General features: G+C 37.2%; 14 protein-coding genes, 2 tRNA genes, 1 rRNA gene and 2 riboswitches. Of the genes, 3 read left to right on the plus strand and 14 right to left on the minus strand.

Features of this window, described 5'->3' with window-relative positions:
- Positions 1–130 precede the first annotated feature (130 nt).
- The 6 genes from DN394_RS25525 to groES form a co-directional block, all read right to left on the minus strand.
- Positions 131–1636, minus strand: a complete 1506-nt coding sequence (locus tag DN394_RS25525) for a sensor histidine kinase (protein ID WP_097918490.1) — start codon at positions 1634–1636, stop codon at positions 131–133.
- The gene (locus DN394_RS25530) at positions 1620–2321 is read right to left on the minus strand and encodes a response regulator transcription factor (RefSeq protein WP_000929889.1); all 702 of its coding nucleotides are present in this window, start codon (positions 2319–2321) and stop codon (positions 1620–1622) included. The genes DN394_RS25525 and DN394_RS25530 overlap by 17 nt, the downstream gene beginning before the upstream one ends.
- Before the next feature lie 144 nt (positions 2322–2465).
- Positions 2466–3791 carry an NCS2 family permease gene (locus DN394_RS25535; protein WP_000833088.1) on the minus strand — a complete coding sequence of 442 codons (1326 nt, stop codon included), beginning with the start codon at positions 3789–3791 and terminating at the stop codon, positions 2466–2468.
- Between the two features lie 128 nt (positions 3792–3919).
- Positions 3920–4021, minus strand: a riboswitch (purine riboswitch).
- Positions 4022–4173: 152 nt separating this feature from the next.
- Complete coding sequence (gene guaA, locus DN394_RS25540; RefSeq protein ID WP_000743912.1) at positions 4174–5712, minus strand: glutamine-hydrolyzing GMP synthase; 1539 nt, start codon at positions 5710–5712, stop codon at positions 4174–4176.
- Positions 5713–5876: 164 nt separating this feature from the next.
- Positions 5877–5978, minus strand: a riboswitch (purine riboswitch).
- Positions 5979–6117: 139 nt separating this feature from the next.
- Positions 6118–7752 (minus strand): chaperonin GroEL, encoded by a 1635-nt coding sequence (groL, locus tag DN394_RS25545; protein WP_001029984.1) that lies wholly within the window; start codon positions 7750–7752, stop codon positions 6118–6120.
- 38 nt (positions 7753–7790) lie between these two features.
- Positions 7791–8075 carry a co-chaperone GroES gene (gene groES / locus DN394_RS25550; RefSeq protein ID WP_046960187.1) on the minus strand — a complete coding sequence of 95 codons (285 nt, stop codon included), beginning with the start codon at positions 8073–8075 and terminating at the stop codon, positions 7791–7793.
- A gap of 401 nt (positions 8076–8476) precedes the next feature.
- On the opposite strand from groES, the gene DN394_RS25555 reads away from it, so the two are divergent.
- Together DN394_RS25555 and DN394_RS25560 are read left to right on the plus strand one after the other, a co-directional pair.
- A complete protein-coding gene (locus DN394_RS25555) occupies positions 8477–9226 on the plus strand; it encodes a CPBP family intramembrane glutamic endopeptidase (protein ID WP_087981823.1) in 750 nt (249 codons plus the stop codon).
- A complete protein-coding gene (locus tag DN394_RS25560) occupies positions 9223–9414 on the plus strand; it encodes a YdiK family protein (protein WP_001246201.1) in 192 nt (63 codons plus the stop codon). Before DN394_RS25555 ends, DN394_RS25560 begins: the two co-directional genes overlap by 4 nt.
- A 29-nt stretch (positions 9415–9443) precedes the next feature.
- Here DN394_RS25560 and DN394_RS25565 read toward each other — a convergent pair whose 3' ends face one another.
- Positions 9444–10073 (minus strand): redox-sensing transcriptional repressor Rex, encoded by a 630-nt coding sequence (locus DN394_RS25565; protein ID WP_000437704.1) that lies wholly within the window; start codon positions 10071–10073, stop codon positions 9444–9446.
- Between the two features lie 187 nt (positions 10074–10260).
- Here DN394_RS25565 and DN394_RS25570 point away from each other — a divergent pair, with 187 nt between their 5' ends.
- Positions 10261–12195, plus strand: a complete 1935-nt coding sequence (locus tag DN394_RS25570; protein WP_000602169.1) for an ABC-F family ATP-binding cassette domain-containing protein — start codon at positions 10261–10263, stop codon at positions 12193–12195.
- A gap of 412 nt (positions 12196–12607) precedes the next feature.
- On the opposite strand, the gene tsaD is transcribed toward DN394_RS25570, so the two are convergent.
- From tsaD to rrf, 7 genes are all read right to left on the minus strand, one after another.
- Positions 12608–13624, minus strand: a complete 1017-nt coding sequence (gene tsaD / locus DN394_RS25575; RefSeq protein ID WP_000414582.1) for a tRNA (adenosine(37)-N6)-threonylcarbamoyltransferase complex transferase subunit TsaD — start codon at positions 13622–13624, stop codon at positions 12608–12610.
- On the minus strand, positions 13624–14067 hold the full coding sequence (gene rimI, locus DN394_RS25580; protein ID WP_000367200.1) for a ribosomal protein S18-alanine N-acetyltransferase: 444 nt from the start codon (positions 14065–14067) through the stop codon (positions 13624–13626). Before rimI ends, tsaD begins: the two co-directional genes overlap by 1 nt.
- Positions 14068–14080: 13 nt before the next feature.
- The gene (gene tsaB / locus DN394_RS25585; protein ID WP_000865748.1) at positions 14081–14773 is read right to left on the minus strand and encodes a tRNA (adenosine(37)-N6)-threonylcarbamoyltransferase complex dimerization subunit type 1 TsaB; all 693 of its coding nucleotides are present in this window, start codon (positions 14771–14773) and stop codon (positions 14081–14083) included.
- Positions 14754–15227 (minus strand): tRNA (adenosine(37)-N6)-threonylcarbamoyltransferase complex ATPase subunit type 1 TsaE, encoded by a 474-nt coding sequence (gene tsaE / locus DN394_RS25590; RefSeq protein ID WP_000049636.1) that lies wholly within the window; start codon positions 15225–15227, stop codon positions 14754–14756. The genes tsaB and tsaE overlap by 20 nt, the downstream gene beginning before the upstream one ends.
- Before the next feature lie 174 nt (positions 15228–15401).
- A tRNA-Asp gene (locus DN394_RS25595) sits at positions 15402–15477 on the minus strand.
- Between the two features lie 3 nt (positions 15478–15480).
- A tRNA-Met gene (locus DN394_RS25600) sits at positions 15481–15557 on the minus strand.
- Between the two features lie 12 nt (positions 15558–15569).
- Positions 15570–15685, minus strand: a 5S ribosomal RNA gene (gene rrf / locus DN394_RS25605).
- Positions 15686–15759 lie beyond the last annotated feature (74 nt).

The raw sequence follows: 15759 nt of genomic DNA on the forward strand, positions 1-15759 counted from the left end.
TATTGCATCGGCGACTTGTTTTATATTACACCTCTAATCTCTAATCGTCAACATGTTTTTCTAAAAAAATATAAAAAGGCTTATTTCTTTTGAAATAAGCCTTTTTATCAAATATCATTCTATTCATTTATTATTTTTCTATAATTGGTAACGAGACGATAAACTGAATAATACCATCCTCATATTCAGCTCGAATACTACCACCTTGTAATTCAACAATACTTTTCGCAATCGCTAATCCAAGTCCCGATCCTTCTGTTACTCTACTTCTAGATTGATCTTTCTTATAAAAGCGTTCAAACAAACTCGCTAACTCTTCTCTCGTAAACTCTTCACTATGATTCGCAATTACAATTTGTATATCCCGGCGCTGCCTTTGAAGAGAAACTTTTATCTCCCCATCATCTTTACTATACTTAATCGCGTTCATTAATAGATTATCAAATACACGGACCATCTTTTCCGAATCAATCGCCGCATAGGTACGTTCCTCAGGAAACTTCTTAACAAACGTAAGTCCATGCTCTTCCGCTTGCGGTACTAACTCTTCTATTAATTGCTCCAATAACTCATTTATACAAACCTCTTGTTTTTCCAACATAACTTGCTCATTTGTTAACTTCGTATACTCAAATAAATCTTCTATTAAATTCTTTAACTGCTCCGACTTTGCAAAAGCAATTCTCGTATACTCATCATGTTGTTCTTGATTTTCATATTTAGAATCTCGAAGTAATCGCAAGTAACCCATTATAGAAGTCAGTGGTGTACGTAAATCGTGTGATACATTCGTAATAAGCTCATTCTTTTGCTTCTCTAATTTACGTTCCTTTTCTATATTATTCATAAGCTCTTCCGCCATATTATTAATATTCTCAGTTAAAGACGCAATCTCATCTTCACCTTTTTTCTCAATACGGTACGCTAAGTTTCCTTTTTCTATTTCCTTTACACCTTGTGCCATCGCTTCAATTTGCTTCATCTTTCTCTTTGTTATATAGAAGAAAGAGAAAATAAATACAAGTACACCTATGAAAAACGGAAACGGTCCTTCTTGCGTATCATATATTACCTCACCTTCTGGAATCCCACTAACAAACATGTATAAATTCTTATCTTCTATTGTGATAGGTGCAAAAGCTATAAATTCTTTTCTCGTACTTTCAAATTCTTTTCTACCATTCATATAATTAATCGCAAACGATGATGCATTACGAATTGTATTATGCAAATCAATTTGCTCTTCTTGTGCCTGCTTCGTTTTATATAAAACTTTACCGCTCTCGTCAGTGACCAATACTTTTAAAGCTCTAGAGTTTTGTTCTAAATTTTGATTCTCTATTTCAATCATACTTGATATAGCTTCTAATTTATTTTCATGAACTGAACTATTTGCCACACTTTGAGCTTGTTGGTTAATTTGTTCCATACCAACCCGATAATCGATCGTCGCCTCTCGATTCGCATTTTCAAAAAACGGTGCTGCTGCCTTTGCTGACAAAAGCCCTAATAACGCACAAGCAGTGAACGCAGTAATAAGTTGAATTCGTACACTCCGTTTCACACTCTTCACTATCTTTCCAATTAATTCTCGAAATTTCCTAACATACGTAAATGGATTAAATATCTTTTTCAATCTTATACCCCACTCCCCATACTGTTTTTATATATATTGGCTTCCTTGGATTCTCCTCAATCTTTTCACGCACTTTCCGAATATGAACCATTACCGTGTTATCCGACTGGAAAGATCTTTCGTTCCAAACCTTTTCATAAATTTGTTCCGCGCTAAAGACCATACCCGGGTTACGAGCTAGTAATTCTAAAATTGAAAATTCCCTCGGTGTCAGTTTCACTTCTTCTCCATCCACAATAACTTTATGGGTTGAAATGTTTATTTTCATCTCTCCAATTTCTAACTCGTCCTCATTTTGAATAGCAAAACCATTCATCTTCATATAACGACGTAACTGAGATTTAATTCTTGCGATTAACTCTAACGGATTAAATGGTTTCGTTACGTAATCATCTGCACCTGTTGTTAATCCTAAAATTTTATCCATATCTTGCGTTTTCGCAGAAAGCATAATAATTGGCATTTCTTTCGATTCTCTTACTTTCATACACATATGAATACCATCTACCTTTGGCATCATAATATCTAATACGACTAGATGTACTTCATTTTCTTCTAGTAAACGTAATCCTTCTTCTCCGTCTCCTGCTTGCAACACTTTATATCCTTCATTCTTTAAATAGATTGTAATAAGATTCCTAATTTCTTTTTCATCATCTACGACAAGTATTGTTTCGTGCGCCACAATATCTCCCCCATCACTTTTTTAATCCCTAACTTCTATTATAGGAAAACTTCTGAAGAAAAACGCTCGGAAATCCTTAAGATTTTCTGAAGACGCAAAAAAGGTCTAGACTCCCCTTAAGTCTAGACCTTTCAAAAACCCCTTTTATTTACGAACGTAGATGAAATATAGTATGAATAAAACTCCCATAACATACATAATTGGATGAACCTCTTTACGGCGACCACTTACTACCATTGTAATTGGATAGAAGATAAACCCAATCGCAATCCCTGTCGCAATACTATACGTAAGTGGCATTGAAATGATTGTAAAGAATGCTGGTACTGCAATCTCAAATTTCTTCCAATCAATTTCTCCTAAAGAAGAAACCATCAAGATTCCTACAATAATTAACGCTGGCGCTGTTACAGCTGGTGTTACAACGCTTAATAATGGCGAGAAGAATAGTGCCAGCAAGAAGAACCCTGCTGTTACAACTGCTGTAAATCCAGAACGTCCACCCGCTGCTACCCCCGCAGAAGACTCAATGTAAGACGTTGTTGTTGATGTACCTAAGATCGCACCGATTACAGTTGCAATCGCATCTGCGAATAACGCTTTTCCTGCACGTGGTAATTTATTGTTCTTCATTAATCCTGCTTGATTCGCAACCGCTACAAGTGTACCTGCTGTATCAAAGAAATCGATAAAGAAGAACGTTATAATAACAATCCCCATTTGAATAGTGAAAATATCTCCGAAGTGCGTTAACGCCGCACCGAACGTTGGTTCTAGACTCGGTATTGCTCCCACTACAGCTTTTGGGGTATCAATTAATCCTGTCGCTACACCTAAGATTGCTGTAAGAATCATACCGTAGAATACCGCACCATTAACTTTCTTAATCATGAAGATGATTGTCGTAACAACCCCGAAGATTGCTAGTAACGTTGTGCCCTTTGTTAAATCCCCCAATCCAACAAGAACAGCATCATTTTTCACGATAATTCCGGCATTTTGGAATCCAAGGAAAGCAATGAACAATCCGATACCTGCCGCTACTGCAAACTTTAACTCTGATGGAATTGCATTAATAATTTTTTCACGAATACCTGAAGCTGTAAGAATAATAAAGATAATACCTGACATTAACGTTCCAGCAATTGCTGTCTGCCATGGAATACCCATCGTTAACACTGCCGTATAGGCAAAGAACGCGTTAATTCCCATACCCGGCGCCAAAGCAATCGGATACTTCGCGAATATCCCCATAATTAACGAACCAATCGCTGCTGCTAATGCTGTAGCAACGAATACTGCACCCGGATCCATCCCTGTACCTGCTGGTAACCCTTTAACATTCCCAAGTGACAGCGTAGCAGGATTGACAAATAATACATAAGCCATAGATAAAAATGTCGTTAAACCTGCTATGAACTCTGTTTTATAATTTGTGCCGAGTTCATCAAACTGAAAATAGCGTTTCATCTTACGTTTCCCCCGTTATATGATTACTCGCCGTAATCTCCCTAGCCCTCTTTTATCTATTAAAAATAAAAAAGGCTTCCATTGCATATACATGGAAGCGTTCTATGAATAAAGACAAGTTTCCCCTCATCTTTATCTAAACGCCTCGTAGTCAAGCCATTTACGGTAGCTAGGTAGAAACTTTCGGGCCATATCCCCGATATTATACGACGGCATAATATTCACTTTTCGTTTGAATTACATACTCATATTAACTCGACGAAGTAGTTTTGTCAATTTAAAAACGAACATTTTTATAAACTTTTGTATTTTCGTTCGTATTAAGAGCAAAACACAAAAGATCCATCTATGCATGAGCAATAGATGGATCTTTTTTATAATACTATTCCCACTCAATAGTTGCTGGTGGCTTACTTGTTATATCATACACGATACGGTTAACGTGTTTTACTTCGTTTACGATACGTACAGAGATTTTCTCTAATACGTCCCAAGGGATACGTGCCCAGTCAGCTGTCATACCGTCGATAGATGTTACTGCGCGGATACCTACTGTGTAATCGTAAGTACGCTCGTCACCCATAACACCTACGCTACGCATACCAGGAAGCGCAGTGAAGTATTGCCAAACTTCACGGTCTAAGCCCGCTTTAATAATTTCTTCACGTAAAATCGCATCAGATTCACGAACGATTTCTAATTTCTCTTCTGTGATTTCACCTAATACACGAATACCAAGACCAGGACCTGGGAATGGTTGACGCCATACGATTTCATCAGGAATTCCTAGTTCTGATCCTAATACACGTACTTCATCTTTAAATAACGTGTTTAAAGGCTCAATTAATTTGAACTGCATGTCTTCTGGAAGACCACCAACGTTATGGTGAGATTTAATTGTTTGTGCAGTTGCTGTACCACTTTCAACGATGTCTGTATAAAGTGTACCTTGCGCTAGGAAGTCCATTCCTTGTAATTTAGAAGCTTCATCATCAAATACGTAAATGAATTCATTACCGATGATTTTACGTTTTTGTTCTGGATCTTCTACACCTTTTAACTTGTTCATGAAGCGTTCTTGTGCATCCACTTTAATAACGTTCATGTGGAAACCTTCGCTGAATGTTTTCATAACGCCTTCTGCTTCACCTTTACGAAGTAAACCGTGGTCAACGAAAATACATGTTAATTGGTCACCGATTGCCTTATGAATTAATACTGCTACAACAGAAGAGTCTACACCGCCGCTAAGTGCGCATAGTACTTTTTTGTCTCCAACAGTTTCACGGATTTTCTCTAATTCTACTTCGATAAAGTTCTCCATGTTCCATCCTTCAGAACAACCACATGCGCCGAATACGAAGTTTTTAATTAAATCGTTACCGTGCTCAGAATGACGTACTTCTGGGTGGAATTGTACACCGTATAAGTTTTTGTCTTCATTGCTCATACCAGCAATTGGACAAGACTCACTTGTTGCATCTACTACGAATCCTTCAGGTAAACCAGTTACTAAGTCACCATGGCTCATCCATACAACTTGCTCTTCTGGAAGGTTCGCATATAATTTTGATTCGTTCTCGACTTTAAGAACAGCTTTTCCGTACTCACGGTGGTTTGCACGTTCTACTTTACCACCGAAGTGTTGCGTCATAAGCTGCATACCGTAACAAATACCGAAGATCGGTAATCCTAGTTCAAAGATTTTTTCATCACAATGTAATGCACCTTCACCGTATACACTATTTGGTCCACCAGAGAAGATAATCCCTTTTGGATTCATTGCTTTAATTTCTTCTGCAGTAATTGTATGTGGATGAAGTTCACTGTATACACCAAACTCACGAATTCGACGTGCTATTAACTGATTGTACTGACTCCCAAAATCTAAAACGATAATTGTATCATGCTGCTTCTTCAAAATAATCACCCCAACGTTAGTTCTCGTATATAAATATTTTCACCAATTTGGCAAAAAGCATTACTAATATAATAAAAAAAGCCAGTCCTCCGCCTCTAGTCTCATAACAAAGAAAAGGCAGGGGTCTGGCTTTATAAAGAAAGATAGTCTCCGCTCTTTATAAATATAAGACACACTGCCTTCATAGTCAGGTTGTTTACGGTAACCCGGTAGAGACTCTCAAACCTTATCTTTGAGGATATATGAAGGATCGTTTTATATTATCTTCCTAGATTCTAACAATGAAGTATCAATATGGTCAAGAGAGAAAGCGACAAAATTCTACAGAAATTCATTTCCTTTTCTAAAAAACATAAAAAAACATCCATTTCTATATAGAAATGGATGTTTTTCGAGCAAACGGAATTACATCATTCCGCCCATACCGCCCATGCCCATGCCGCCCATGTCAGGCATTGCTGGTGCATTTGGTTCTGGCTTGTCAGCTACTACAGCTTCAGTTGTTAAGAACATAGCTGCAACAGATGCTGCGTTTTGAAGTGCAGAGCGAGTTACTTTAGCTGGATCTACGATACCAGTTTCAAGCATGTTAACCCACTCGCCAGTAGCTGCGTTGAAACCAACGCCTACTTTTTCGCCTTTTAGACGCTCTACAACTACAGATCCTTCTAGACCAGCGTTGATTGCTATTTGACGAACTGGCTCTTCTAGTGCGCGAAGTACGATGTTGATACCTGTTGCTTCGTCGCCTTCAGCTACGATAGAAGCTACTTTCGTGTATACGTTCATAAGTGAAGTACCACCACCTGCAACGATACCTTCTTCTACTGCTGCACGAGTTGAGTTAAGTGCATCTTCAATGCGAAGTTTGCGCTCTTTTAACTCAGTTTCAGTTGCTGCACCTACTTTAATTACTGCTACGCCACCTGCAAGTTTTGCAAGACGCTCTTGTAATTTTTCACGATCGAATTCAGAAGTAGTTTCTTCTAATTGCGCGCGGATTTGACCGATGCGAGCTTCGATTTGTTGTGAATTTCCGATACCTTCAACTACAGTTGTGTTTTCTTTCGTTACAACAACTTTACCAGCGCGTCCTAAAGATTCAATTGTAGCAGATTTTAAATCACGACCTAATTCTTCAGTGATTACTTCGCCACCAGTTAAGATTGCGATATCTTCTAGCATTGCTTTACGACGGTCACCAAATCCAGGAGCTTTAACAGCTACTACATTGAATGTACCACGAAGTTTGTTCACTACTAATGTAGCTAAAGCTTCGCCTTCTACGTCTTCAGCGATGATAAGAAGTGGTTTACCTTGTTGTACCACTTGCTCTAATACTGGTAAGATTTCTTGGATGTTAGAAATCTTCTTATCAGTAATTAAGATGTATGGGTTATCAAGAACTGCTTCCATTTTGTCAGAATCAGTAATCATGTAAGGAGATGCATATCCACGATCAAATTGCATACCTTCTACTACGTCTAATTCTGTTGTAAATCCTTTAGATTCTTCTAAAGTAATAACGCCGTCGTTACCAACGCGCTCCATTGCTTCAGCGATTAATTGACCTACTTCTTCGTCAGCTGCAGAAATAGCAGCTACTTGTGCGATAGAAGATTTACCTTCGATTGGTTTAGAAATCTCTTTTAATTCTGCAATTGCAGCAGTAACAGCTTTTTCGATACCTTTACGAAGACCCATTGGGTTCGCACCAGCTGTTACGTTTTTAAGACCTTCACGAATCATAGCTTGTGCTAATACAGTTGCAGTTGTTGTTCCGTCACCAGCTACATCATTTGTTTTGCTAGCAACTTCTGCTACTAATTTTGCACCCATGTTTTCGAATGCATCTTCTAATTCGATTTCTTTTGCGATTGTTACACCATCATTTGTAATAAGTGGTGAACCGAATTTTTTCTCAAGTACAACGTTACGACCTTTTGGTCCAAGCGTTACTTTTACTGCGTTTGCAAGAGTGTCGACACCGCGAAGCATCGAACGACGTGCTTCTTCACTAAATTTAATATCTTTTGCCATAATAATTGACCCCCTTGAATTTTTTAAGATTTATATAATTAACCGATAACTGCTAAAATGTCACTTTCACGTAAAATCAAGTAGTCAGCACCTTCGTATTTTACTTCAGTACCTGCATATTTTGAGAAGATGATAAGATCACCTGCTGCTACCTCTAAAGCAACACGCTCACCATTTTCAAGCACTCGACCAGTACCTACTGCAATAACTTTACCCTCTTGTGGTTTTTCTTTTGCAGTGTCTGGTAATACAATACCACTTGCTGTTTTTTCTTCTGCTTGAACAAGCTCAATTACAACGCGATCACCTAATGGCTTTAGCATGAACAATAACCTCCTCATTTTGTTATGTAAATTTTATTTATTAGCACTCAAGTCACTCGAGTGCTAACACACTTATAATAATAAATAATCTCAATTTCTTTTGCAAGTAAAAAAATCATAATTTTTTCGCAAATTAAGCTATACACTTTTCTATATAGAGTCCCTCTTCTTCTACCTTTACTATATGAATCGTTGTTTCCACTAATCGTATGTTACAATATGAAAGGACACCCTAAATTGTTTTCGCTATACACACAACTTTCTCCTGTCTTCTATTATAATTTCAAATAAGGATTTACGAAAAAAACATAATTTAAGCGAGGTTTATATCGTAGGTAGCATACTTACATGTTATCCTACCTTATCTCATACACTAGAGTTAGAAAGGATGGTTAAACCATTTGAAAAAACAATATTGGTGGGTTATCGTTACATACATTTTAATGCAGTTATCATCCATTGCTGGATTACCACTTCTGCTGAAAACTGGACTTTATGATAACAGGGGATTTACTAGAGAAGAGAAATTTCAACTCATAACTGGCCACTGGGCAATCATTAGCTTCTTTATTGCATTATGTATCGTACTTTGGTTACTTAGAACAGATATTCGTGACAGACGTTTAGATACAATGCGCTCTACTGTTCCAGCTACGATTGGTTGGATTTTTATCGGGTTCTTCCTAGCATTTTTCTCACAAAGTATTGCCGGTATGATAGAAATGCGTGTATTAGGAATTAAACCTGGATCAGAAAATACAGCAAGACTTATGGATATCGCAAAAACGACACCTTGGTTCCTTATCGTTATCTCTATAATAGGACCTATTTTGGAAGAAATCGTATTTAGAAAAATTTTATTTGGTACACTTTATAAGAAGTTTAACTTCTTTATTGCTGCTATCATTAGTTCTCTTGTATTCGCAGCAATTCATTTTGATTTCACTCACTTATTGGTATACACTTCTATGGGACTCGTATTCGCCTTTTTATATGTAAAAACGAAGCGTATTATCGTCCCTATCGCAGCTCATGTTGCAATGAATACATTAGTTGCAGTTGCCCAAGTTTTAATGAGCAATGAACAAATTCAAGAAATGATTAAAGAAGCTGAAAAAATGCAAGGCTTTATCGGAGGATTTTTAGTATGAGGAACTCACCATTGTTCATGGCTGCATTGTACTTCCTTCTAGGATGTATCTTTACACGCTTCGCCATTACGAACGTAACAGATACAATCTGGAATATGTGGACAATACTATTTGCAGTTATGGCAACAATTGATTTTAATTTGGCACTTCGCCTCATCTTAGTTAAATTCACAAAGAAAAAACAATAATAAAACGCAGAGGTCGCTTCCTCTGCGTTTTATTGTGGATAATTCTTTAAAAAGTAAACAAGTGTTTGTAACTCTACCGCTAAATCAATATGGTGAATTCTTATATTATCTGACACATTTAAGCGTGCTGGTGTGAAATTTAAAATACCATGCACGTTCGTTTCTGCCAATCTATCTGCTACAGATTGTGCTACTGTAGCGGGTACTGTTAATATTGCCACTTGTATATCAGTTGATAAACGTTCTTCTAATTCATCTAAATGATATACAGGAATGCCCCCGATTTCTGTCCCGACTTTCTCTTCACTAACATCAAACGCCATTTCAATTTTTGTATTATTGTTTTTCGTGAAATTATAATGTAAGAAAGCGGTCCCTAAATTACCTACTCCAATAAGTGCTACACGTGTTATATCATCTTGGTCGAGTGTTTCACGGAAAAATGATAATAAATAATTTACGTTATATCCATAACCTTTTTTCCCTAACGCTCCAAAATATGAAAAATCTCTTCGAATCGTTGCGGAATCAACTTTTACCGCTTCGCTCAATTCGGCTGATGAAACACGTTGCTTACCAGAAAGAGATAAGTTTTGGATAAATCGATAGTATAGAGGCAATCGTTTGGCAGTGGCCTGTGGAATTTTTTGCTGCTCCATATAACCTCTCCTCTCTTCCTATCTTTATTCATATACTTGAATCAAATACAGAAGTTTAGCACTCATGAATTTCCCTGTATAATAAAGAGAAGAAGTATTCTCTCTTTATTTTAAACTATACACTATTTTTAGTATGATTGAGAAATATAAACATGGCAAAGTTAAGAAATTATTTGAGGTGAAAACATTGATTTTATTACAAGTAAACGCGCTTACGAAATTATACGGTGCAGAAACGATTCTTGCAAACATAAAATTGGAAGTTCAAACGAAAGATCGTATCGCATTAGTCGGACGAAATGGGGCCGGAAAATCTACATTATTAAAAATAATAGCTGGTGAGCTATCCCATGATGGTGGCGAAATTATAAAACCAAAAGATGTCTCAATCGGATATTTAGCTCAAAATACCGGGTTAGAAACGTCTTTAACAATTTGGGATGAAATGTTAACCGTCTTTACACACTTGCAGCAAATGGAGACAAAACTTCGAAGGCTAGAGCAAGAGATGGGAAAAGAAGAAAACTTTTCAAACGAGGCTACATATGAAAGGTTATTAGCTGATTATGACCAATTGCAATTAGATTATAAAGATCAAGGTGGATATCAATATGAAGCAGATATTCGCTCGATTTTAAGTGGTCTTGGCTTCCCAGTTGAAACGCACCAGACGACGATTTCTACATTAAGCGGTGGACAAAAAACACGATTAGCTCTCGGTAAATTATTATTAACGAAACCAGACCTACTTATTTTGGACGAGCCTACAAACCATTTAGACATCGAAACATTAACATGGCTTGAACAATATTTACAAGGCTATCCTGGCGCAATACTAATCGTTTCCCATGACCGTTATTTCTTGGATAAACTCGTTACACAAGTATATGAAATTTCGAATAAAGAAAGCAGACGATTTGTTGGTAACTACAGTAAATATTTAGACTTAAAATCAGCATTATACGAGCAAGACATGAAACGTTATGAAAAACAACAAGATGAAATCGCTAAGCTTGAGGATTTCGTTCAAAAAAATATAGCGCGCGCATCTACTACAAAACGTGCTCAAAGCCGTCGTAAACAATTAGATAGAATGGAATTATTGACTAGACCATTAGGTGATTCTAAGTCAGCATCCTTCCACTTCGATATCGAAAAACAAAGTGGAAATGATGTTTTACAAGTAAAGGATGCAACTATCGGCTATGATGATGATCCGATTATTGAACATGTAACTATGCGCTTAACTCGCGGGGATAGCGTTGCTTTAGTTGGTCCAAACGGAATTGGGAAATCCACATTATTAAAATCACTTGTGAATAAGTTACCACTATTAAATGGTGATGTTTCTTTCGGATCCAATGTATCTGTTGGTTATTACGATCAAGAACAAGCAAACTTAACATCTTCTAAGCGAGTTTTAAATGAGTTATGGGATGAATATCCATTGCAGCCCGAAAAAGAAATTCGCACGATATTAGGTAACTTCTTATTCACAGGGGATGATGTACTAAAACCAGTATCTTCTCTTAGTGGTGGACAAAAAGCTCGATTAGCTCTTGCAAAACTTATGATGCAAAAATCGAATTTATTAATTCTCGATGAACCTACGAACCATCTTGATTTAAATAGTAAAGAAATTTTGGAGAATGCTTTAATTGATTATCCAGGCACCCTTCTATTTGTTTCACATGACCGCTACTTTATTAATCGTGTAACGACGACCGTTGTTGAGTTGTCAACAGAAGGTGCACAAGAGTATTTAGGCGATTACGATTACTATGTGGAGAAGAAAAATGAAATGATTGAACGTGCAGCATTTGAACAACAAGAACAGCAAGAAAACCAAGCACCTGTTCAAAAAACTGTAGCTCAAGAGAAATTAAATTATCTCGAAGAAAAAGAGCGTAAACAATTAGAACGTCAACGCACTCGAAAAATTGAGGAACTAGAACAAAATATTGTAGAATTTGAAGAAGAAATTGCTACGTTAGAAGATCAACTTTGCTTACCAGAAATATACGCAGATTATGAAAAGGCTAGTGAAATTACAACGAAAAAGCAAACACTACAAGAGCAACTTGATGCTTGTATGGCAGAATGGGAAGAATTACATTTATAAGAGTATGAATAAGAAGGATGTCTCATAAGTCGAGATTTTTGACTATGCGACATCCTTCTTATCTTCTAGCTGGGGTATAAACGATTCGATTCGACACGACATACCGATTTACCTACAAAGTTTGACAATGTTAGTTCGCCCCTATAATAAGGGCACATTCCAAAATGTTTTTTAGAGATATCTTCTTGCGATTTATTTCCCAAAAAAGAATACATTCAAAGGTCAGACTTCATCTACTTTATCCACAGGTTTATACACATATCCACCTTTATAAAATAAACCCCAAAATAACTTTTCCACATTATCCACAATTCACAAAAAAATTATCCACATTTTATATACACAATAAAACCCACATTATCAACAGATAATATGGGTTTTATCCACAAGCTGTGGTTAATTTTGTGCATAACTATTCTTCAATATCTAATCCTGGATTTGCATTTAAAGCTAATGTAGCACGTTTTCCTTGTTCATATGCAATTGTACCTGCGGCTGCAATCATCGCTGCATTATCGGTACATAAAGATAGCGGAGGAATAATTAGCTCGATATTTTCTTTTGTCGCAAATTCCGCTTCCAAACGTGCGCGAAGTCCTTTATTCGCAGCTACTCCACCAGCAAGAAGCAGTTGCTTTACGTTATACGCTTCTGCTGCACGAGATGCTTTCGTTACAAGCACATCTATTACACTCGCTTGGAAACTTGCTGCTAAATCTTCCGGTGCAATTTCTATCCCGCGTTGTTTCGCGTTATGCACAGTGTTGATAACTGCTGATTTCAATCCACTGAAACTGAAATCATACGAATCAGGTTCTAGCCACGCACGAGGCAAATCGATTGTCGGTTCTCCTTCATGTGCAAGGCGATCAATGTGAGGACCACCTGGATATGGCATGGATAACGTTCGAGCTACTTTATCATATGCCTCTCCAGCTGCATCATCTCTTGTTTCACCAATCACTTCGAATGAACCATGTTCTTTCATATAAACAAGCTCCGTATGTCCACCAGATACAACAAGTGATAGTAGTGGGAATTGAACTTCTTTTACTAAACGGTTCGCATAAATGTGCCCAGCGATATGATGAACACCCACTAGAGGAATATCATGTGCAAAAGCCACTGCTTTCGCTGCATTTACCCCTATTAAAAGCGCTCCTACTAACCCAGGTCCTTCTGTTACAGCAATTGCATCAATATCATCAAATGTAATATTTGCTTCTTTTAAAGCTTCTTCTAACACAACTGTAATTTCTTCTACATGATGACGGGATGCAATCTCTGGTACAACTCCACCAAAACGTTTATGACTTTCAATTTGTGATGCAACGACATTCGCAATAATTTCCGTTCCATTTTTAACAACTGCTACTGCTGTTTCATCACAACTTGTTTCAATACCAAGTATAATCGTATTTTTTTCCATTATATATTCACCCACATTACGAGACCATCTTCCTGATTGTCTGCATAGTATCGTTTACGAATTCCACCATTTTGAAATCCGTATTTTCTGTATAACTGTTTTGCTACTTCATTTGATACACGTACTTCAAGTGTCATTGTTTTTACCCCTAAATCTTTCGCTTCGGAAATAACTTCTTTCAATAAAGCATCCCCTAGCTTTTGACCTCTGTATTCTGGCAAAATAGCTACATTTGTTATATGTGATTCATCAATAATTATCCACAATCCACAATACCCAATTACACGACCATCTTTTTCTAGCACAACATAATGTGCATGTTCATTCGTCGTTAACTCACGGTGAAAGGCATCTGCAGTCCAAGGAGTTGAAAAAGACGCTTCTTCAATAGCTACAATTTGAGCGATATCATCGAGTTCCATCTTTCTAAATATCATATCCATCTTCTGCAAGCTCCTACTTGTTTTGACTTTCTAACCACTTTGTTTCAGCTTCAGCTAAACGAAGATAACTAGGAACAAATGAATGTACATCTTGTTCTTCTTTTTGTAACCCTAAGAAAGCTAACTCACTTGGTCTTGGGTTATTTTTAGTGAAGGGAGCAAATACAGCTTGGCCGCCTAAATGTTCGATAATCGTCTCTTTGTGCAGTTTAACATCGTTACCAATAAATAAAACAGGCTTTCCTGTATCTTTTAACATTTGCAACCAGTCTACAATAAGGATGATTCGGTCTTCTTCTATAGAAGTTAAATGCTCTCCTTCATATGTATATAACCCAGTATAAATTTGTCCGCGTCTTCCATCAAATAAAGGACAGATTAATCCATCAAAATTAGCACCGTTTGCAGCCACTACTTCTAAACTTGATACACCTACAATTGGTATTTGAAGTGACCAAGCTAATGTTTTTGCAGCTGTCACACCTATGCGAACACCTGTATATGATCCAGGTCCAGCAGCTACAACGATTTTAGTTAATTCTTTCGGTTTTACACCACATTCTTTTAATAATTTCTCTACAGCTGGCATAAGACGTACAGAATGGTTTTTTGTTAAGTTTGTAATGATTTCCCCAATTACGTTTCCTTCCTCAATAAGGGATACACCCATTACGTAATTTGAAGTGTCAATTGCTAGTACTTTCATCTTGTAATAGCTCCTCACATAATCTAATATATCGATCTCCAATTGGCTCGAGTACAATTTTCCTTGTATCATCTCCAGCATGGAATAAACTAATTTGTAACTTCTCGTTTGGTAAAAATGCTTCTATTAAATGAGCCCATTCTACTACGGTAATTCCTTCACCGTAGAAATACTCATCAAAACCTAAGTCCTCTTCACTTTCTGCTAAGCGATACACGTCCATATGATATAGCGGCAATCTCCCTTTATATTCTTTAATAATATTAAAGGTAGGACTATTTACAACTCTTTTCACTCCAAGACCTTTTGCTAGTCCTTTTGTAAAAGTTGTCTTACCAGCCCCTAGATCTCCTTCTAAAATAATTACATCTTGTGCCCCAACAAGTCCACCTAGTTTTTCTGATAATCTTTGTGTTTCCTCAGAAGAGTTTGTTGTTATTTCATATTTACTCACAGACTTCACCTACTTTACTCACAATGTTCTCTGCTCTTTATTATACAGGTTTTGAATATATAAAAAAGTCCTTAGGAGTTTTCCTAAGGATAGTTTGACTGTCTTTATTAGTTTTTTGTTAAAACAAATAAAAAAATACGAAACAACATGTTTCGTTCTTTTCTTTATATAAAATGGCGGTCCCGACCGGGGTCGAACCGGCGATCTCCTGCGTGACAGGCAGGCATGTTAACCACTACACCACGGGACCATTTGGTTGCGGGGACAGGATTTGAACCTGCGACCTTCGGGTTATGAGCCCGACGAGCTACCGTGCTGCTCCACCCCGCGATGATATAAATAGCCTGGCAACGTCCTACTCTCACAGGGACAAGGTCCCAACTACCATCGGCGCTAGAGAGCTTAACTTCCGTGTTCGGTATGGGAACGGGTGTGGCCTCTCTGCCATCATTACCAGACTGTATTTATTTAAGACAAGAATCATCATAACTTATTTAACTTTTAAAGTCAATAAGTTATCTATATTATTTCA

This window comes from Bacillus sp. BB081 (genome assembly GCF_008368895.1).
Taxonomy (GTDB): domain Bacteria; phylum Bacillota; class Bacilli; order Bacillales; family Bacillaceae_G; genus Bacillus_A; species Bacillus_A wiedmannii.

What these genes read in the sequence shown, in the direction of transcription:
- DN394_RS25535 (WP_000833088.1), bottom strand. Translation starts at nt 3,791, where the DNA reads ATGAAACGCTATTTTCAGTTTGATGAACTCGGCACAAATTATAAAACA.
- groL (WP_001029984.1), bottom strand. Translation starts at nt 7,752, where the DNA reads ATGGCAAAAGATATTAAATTTAGTGAAGAAGCACGTCGTTCGATGCTT.
- groES (WP_046960187.1), bottom strand. Translation starts at nt 8,075, where the DNA reads ATGCTAAAGCCATTAGGTGATCGCGTTGTAATTGAGCTTGTTCAAGCA.
- DN394_RS25560 (WP_001246201.1), top strand. Translation starts at nt 9,223, where the DNA reads ATGAGGAACTCACCATTGTTCATGGCTGCATTGTACTTCCTTCTAGGA.
- DN394_RS25565 (WP_000437704.1), bottom strand. Translation starts at nt 10,073, where the DNA reads ATGGAGCAGCAAAAAATTCCACAGGCCACTGCCAAACGATTGCCTCTA.
- tsaD (WP_000414582.1), bottom strand. Translation starts at nt 13,624, where the DNA reads ATGGAAAAAAATACGATTATACTTGGTATTGAAACAAGTTGTGATGAA.
- rimI (WP_000367200.1), bottom strand. Translation starts at nt 14,067, where the DNA reads ATGGATATGATATTTAGAAAGATGGAACTCGATGATATCGCTCAAATT.
- tsaB (WP_000865748.1), bottom strand. Translation starts at nt 14,773, where the DNA reads ATGAAAGTACTAGCAATTGACACTTCAAATTACGTAATGGGTGTATCC.